The sequence below is a fragment of the Bacillus sp. P14.5 genome, from assembly GCF_003316765.1.
Classification (GTDB): domain Bacteria; phylum Bacillota; class Bacilli; order Bacillales; family Bacillaceae_B; genus Rossellomorea.
Genome location: NZ_NIJF01000040.1, coordinates 1 through 4,687, shown reverse-complemented (window position 1 = coordinate 4,687; position 4,687 = coordinate 1). Strand labels below are relative to the sequence as shown.

The 4,687-nt window shown below is 44.2% G+C and carries 3 protein-coding genes and 2 rRNA genes; 1 reads left to right on the top strand and 4 read right to left on the bottom strand.

Annotated elements, in window-relative coordinates; translation table 11 throughout:
* Positions 1–357 (bottom strand): 16S ribosomal RNA (locus B9Z54_RS04910); the annotation flags it as partial.
* A 444-nt stretch (positions 358–801) separates the two neighbouring features.
* Between B9Z54_RS04910 and B9Z54_RS04905 the strand changes: the two genes are divergently transcribed.
* Positions 802–1,365 (top strand): hypothetical protein, encoded by a 564-nt coding sequence (locus B9Z54_RS04905; protein WP_113927377.1) that lies wholly within the window; start codon positions 802–804, stop codon positions 1,363–1,365.
* 43 nt (positions 1,366–1,408) lie between these two features.
* Here the strand turns inward: B9Z54_RS04905 and B9Z54_RS04900 are convergent, their stop codons facing one another.
* The 3 genes from B9Z54_RS04900 to rrf form a co-directional block, all read right to left on the bottom strand.
* On the bottom strand, positions 1,409–1,765 hold the full coding sequence (locus B9Z54_RS04900) for a DUF779 domain-containing protein (RefSeq protein ID WP_113927376.1): 357 nt from the start codon (positions 1,763–1,765) through the stop codon (positions 1,409–1,411).
* Between the two features lie 27 nt (positions 1,766–1,792).
* Entirely contained in the window at positions 1,793–3,313 is a 1,521-nt protein-coding gene (adh, locus tag B9Z54_RS04895; protein ID WP_113927375.1) for an aldehyde dehydrogenase, read from the bottom strand.
* Positions 3,314–4,459: 1,146 nt separating this feature from the next.
* Positions 4,460–4,576: ribosomal RNA gene (gene rrf / locus B9Z54_RS04880) — 5S ribosomal RNA — on the bottom strand.
* Between the last annotated feature and the right edge of the window lie 111 nt (positions 4,577–4,687).

Sequence of the window (4,687 nt, the reverse complement as noted above, 5' to 3'; positions counted from 1 at the left end):
CTCCCGTAGGAGTCTGGGCCGTGTCTCAGTCCCAGTGTGGCCGATCACCCTCTCAGGTCGGCTACGCATCGTTGCCTTGGTGAGCCGTTACCTCACCAACTAGCTAATGCGCCGCGGGGTCCATCTGTAAGTGGCAGCCGAAGCCGCCTTTCCACTTTTCCTCATGCGAGGAAAAGAACTATCCGGTATTAGCCCCGGTTTCCCGGAGTTATCCCAGTCTTACAGGCAGGTTACCCACGTGTTACTCACCCGTCCGCCGCTGATTTCAGGGAGCAAGCTCCCATCAATCCGCTCGACTTGCATGTATTAGGCACGCCGCCAGCGTTCGTCCTGAGCCAGGATCAAACTCTCCGATAGAAGTTTGACTTGCTCATTTGCTAATTAAAGTGTTAGCAACTTTGTAAGAACAATGTTCTTACTAGTTTAACGTTGACGTTTTGTTTGTTTTGTTCAGTTTTCAAGGTTCAATCGACCAGAAGTCTATCATAACATGACGTTTCGTCATTGTCAACTTCTGCGAAATTCATTTGTTGTTACTTCGTTTGAAGCAACTTTTATATAATAACATCAGCCAGGATACCTGTCAACAAGTTAATGTAACTTTTTTCAGTTCCTTTTATTCTGATGTCTTGCTGCCTGCCTCATTGGGAGACAGTAACAATATACTAACAGGTTATTCCCTAGAGTTCAATGGTAATTTATTACTTTTAAAACACATCTGTTACTCCTTAGAGTTTTTTATAGGATACTTCTTGTTTTACCCGGGAAAAATACCAACTAAATTAAGAAGGAATGGAGTGAATGAAGATAATAAAGTTTCTATTGCTCTTGCCGCTAGTATCTTTACTCTTTTTAGCCGGGGACTATAACTACGTGCTTTCTAAGGAGCAACGCCATCAATCCAGCGAAGAAATCTATAGGGAAATTGGATACCAGACAATTGATAAGGCTTTGAAAGAATTTGAAGTCCACTATGGCCAAAGCCTTGATATGCCCCTTAGAACTCCTCCTATTCCCTTTACTCACACGCTTGGACGTTTCAATAATCTCGATGGTGATGAAAAAGATTCGCTTGAAGTGAAGTTCATAAATGAGAAAACTCCCGATCATCATTATAAAATCACCATTCGCTCTGTCAAACACCGCCTTACTTTTCAAAATGAGGAAGTCATTAAGGTTATAAAGCTTAATGATGGAAAAGATGCATCCTATTTAGATAGATATGGATTTAATGTTTTGGTGTTCGAGAGAGGTCCTTGGCAATATATACTCAGTATTAACAAAAGAGCTTCCGACCTGATGCTTCCCGGAGTATTGGTTCAAATAGCGAATTCAATAAATATGACTGAAGCAAAAGGACAATAGCACCAGAAAAACGGCTCACCATGCAAGTGGGCCGTTTTCTCCATTATAGATACTGTTTTTCTTCTTCAGTGAACATCCTGGACCGAGTTAAAAACCTAAGCCCTTCTGGACCTTCAAGTGAAAACATGCCGCCTCTGCCTTTTACTACATCTATAATCAGCTGGGTATGCTTCCAGTACTCATATTGAGCTTTGGAGATATAGAATGGACAACCATCAATATGGCCAAGCAGGACATCACTGTCTCCTATCAGCAGTTCTCCCTCCTGATAACACATTGGAGAACTGCCGTCACAGCAGCCGCCGGATTGATGAAATAAAAGCGGACCATGTTTCTCTATTAATTTCGAAATTAACTCTGATGCTTCTTCTGTTACTGTCACTCTATCAACTTCAGGCATATTTCTCCTCCTTTTTATGAATGAGGATTAAAAGAAACCTAATTTCTGAGGGCTGTAGCTGACAAGCAGGTTTTTAGTCTGCTGGTAATGGCTCAGCATCATTTTATGGTTCTCTCTGCCGATTCCCGACATTTTATAACCGCCGAATGCTGCATGAGCAGGATAAGCGTGATAACAGTTAGTCCATACACGGCCGGCTTGAATTTCTCTCCCGAAACGGTAAGCTGTGTTCATATCTCTGGACCAGACACCTGCTCCCAATCCATACAAAGTGTCATTGGCAATTTCAAGAGCTTCTTCAGCCGTTTTAAATGTTGTAACGGAGACAACCGGCCCAAAGATTTCCTCCTGGAAAATTCGCATCTTGTTATTTCCTTTAAATACAGTCGGTTCAACATAATAGCCGCCTTCCAAATCACCCTCCAGGTGATTACGGCTGCCGCCTGTTAGTACCTCAGCACCTTCTTGTTTTCCGATATCAATGTAAGAAAGGATTTTTTCTAGCTGCTCCGTTGATGCCTGGGCTCCTATCATTGTTTCTGTATTCAGAGGATTTCCTTGCTTGATGGCCTTCACCCTTTGAAGTGCTCTTTCCATGAATTTATCATAGATGGATTCATGAATCAGAGCACGGGATGGACATGTGCATACTTCACCCTGATTCAGCGCAAACATGACGAAGCCTTCAATTGTTTTATCAAGGAAGTCATCATCTTGGTCCATTACATCCTCGAAAAAGAGATTCGGTGACTTTCCGCCAAGCTCTAACGTTACGGGAATGAGATTCTGGGACGCATACTGCATGATCAAGCGGCCTGTTGTCGTCTCGCCAGTAAAGGCTACTTTGGCAACTCTTTGGCTGGTCGCCAGAGGTTTTCCAGCTTCCACTCCAAAGCCGTTGACTACATTCACAACTCCCTTTGGAAGCAGGTCTTGAATCAGTTCCATCATGACTAAGATGCTTGCAGGTGTCTGCTCAGCTGGTTTCAAAACTACGCAGTTACCCGCTGCCAAAGCAGGTGCAAGCTTCCAAGTGGCCATCAATAACGGGAAGTTCCAAGGAATGATCTGCCCCACGACTCCTAGCGGTTCATGGAAATGATAGGCTACCGTATCATTATCTACTTCTCCAATGCTGCCTTCCTGTGCACGGATGCATCCGGCAAAATAACGGAAGTGATCGATAGCGAGCGGCAGATCTGCGTTAAGAGTTTCCCTGACAGGCTTGCCATTGTCCCAAGTCTCAGCAACCGCCAGCATCTCAAGGTTCTCCTCGAGCCTGTCAGCTATTTTATTCAATATATTGGCCCTTTCTGCAACAGACGTTTTACCCCAGGCATCCTTAGCTTCATGAGCAGCATCAAGCGCAAGCTCAATATCTTCAGAGGTTGATCTTGCCACTTCACAAAAAGCCTGTCCATTGACAGGAGAAACATTCTCAAAGTACTCACCCTTCACCGGCGCCACCCATTCGCCGCCAATGTAGTTGTCATACTTTGATTTAAATTCCACCATAGAACCCTCTTTATTCGGCTGTGCATAAATCATGAAATCCCCTCCACTTTGTTTTGTAGTTATGTAAATCCTTCGGTGTTTGTAAGCGCTTACTATAAGTTGTAAGTCTAGTATATTATAAAAATATTCAGAAATCATTTATTTAGAACTATTACTCTATTAAATACCGCTGTTAAAGTTCCTGAGACCCCTAAAAAAGACTGTTAATTGAGGCAATATAGACACTTTTTCTCCCTTTAATCGTACTAACATTTTCAAAGTGAAGAAGACAGCGATCCATTTGATAGACGATTAAACCTCCTTCACCAATCCTTTTCCATAATTATAAATCTGTATTCTTTTCCCCTTATTTGGTTCTGAAATTCTGCCAGGTTGACAGGAGAAGAAGATGTATCCGAGCTAGCAACTTGGGTACACAATCCATGACGGAGGTATTTTTTAGGGGCTCCCCCCGCGAATATTAAGCTTGAGTACACGCTAAGGTTGGTAGGAGAAGGCAGTTGTCTCCGAGTATCTGCCTTGGGTACATCATATAGAGCCAATAGAAAAGATCATGTCTCCAAACAGCAAAATTGGTGACACGACTTTTTTTAAAAAATACAAAAAAAGAGCACCACTTCGGGTACTCTTTTGCTCGCCTGGCGACGTACTACTCTCACAGGGGGAGACCCAACTACTATCGGCGCTGAAGGCGAGGACGGCGATGAGCGGCGAATCTCTTCGTTCGCTTCGCTCGTTCACATCCTAATAGGCAGAGCCCATTCCGGTGTTCTCTCCCTCTCGTCCTTGACCTTCTTGCTCCTCCCCATCCTCGCTATTGCTTCTTATTAATGTGCGGAAAGGAAAGTGATCTCTTCTTTTTATTATCAATACAAAAAAGAGCACCCCTTCGGGTACTCTTTTGCTTGCCTGGCGACGTCCTACTCTCACAAGGGGAGTCCCCAACTACCATCGGCGCTGAAGGCTCGGACGGCGATGAGCGGCGAATCTCTTCGTCCGCTTCGCTCGTTCACATCCTCATGGGCAGAGCCCACTCCGGTGTTCTCTCCCTCTCGTCCTCGACCTTCTTGCTCCTCCCCTTCCTCGCTCCTGCGTCTTATCAATTTGCGAAAGGGAAGAGCAGTCTCTCCTTTTCTTTTGTAACACAAAAAGAGCACCACTTCGGGTACTCTTTGGTTTGCCTGGCGACGTCCTACTCTCACAGGGGGAGATCCCCCAACTACCATCGGCGCTGAAGAGCTTAACTTCCGTGTTCGGCATGGGAACGGGTGTGACCTCTTCGCCTTAATCACCAGACATATTTAATTGAAAGAACATCGTTCTCTCAAAACTAGATAAAGTATTAGAAGAAAGAAGAAAGTATTCCGAGTTTCGCTAATAATTTGTGGTTAAGTCCTCGATCGATTA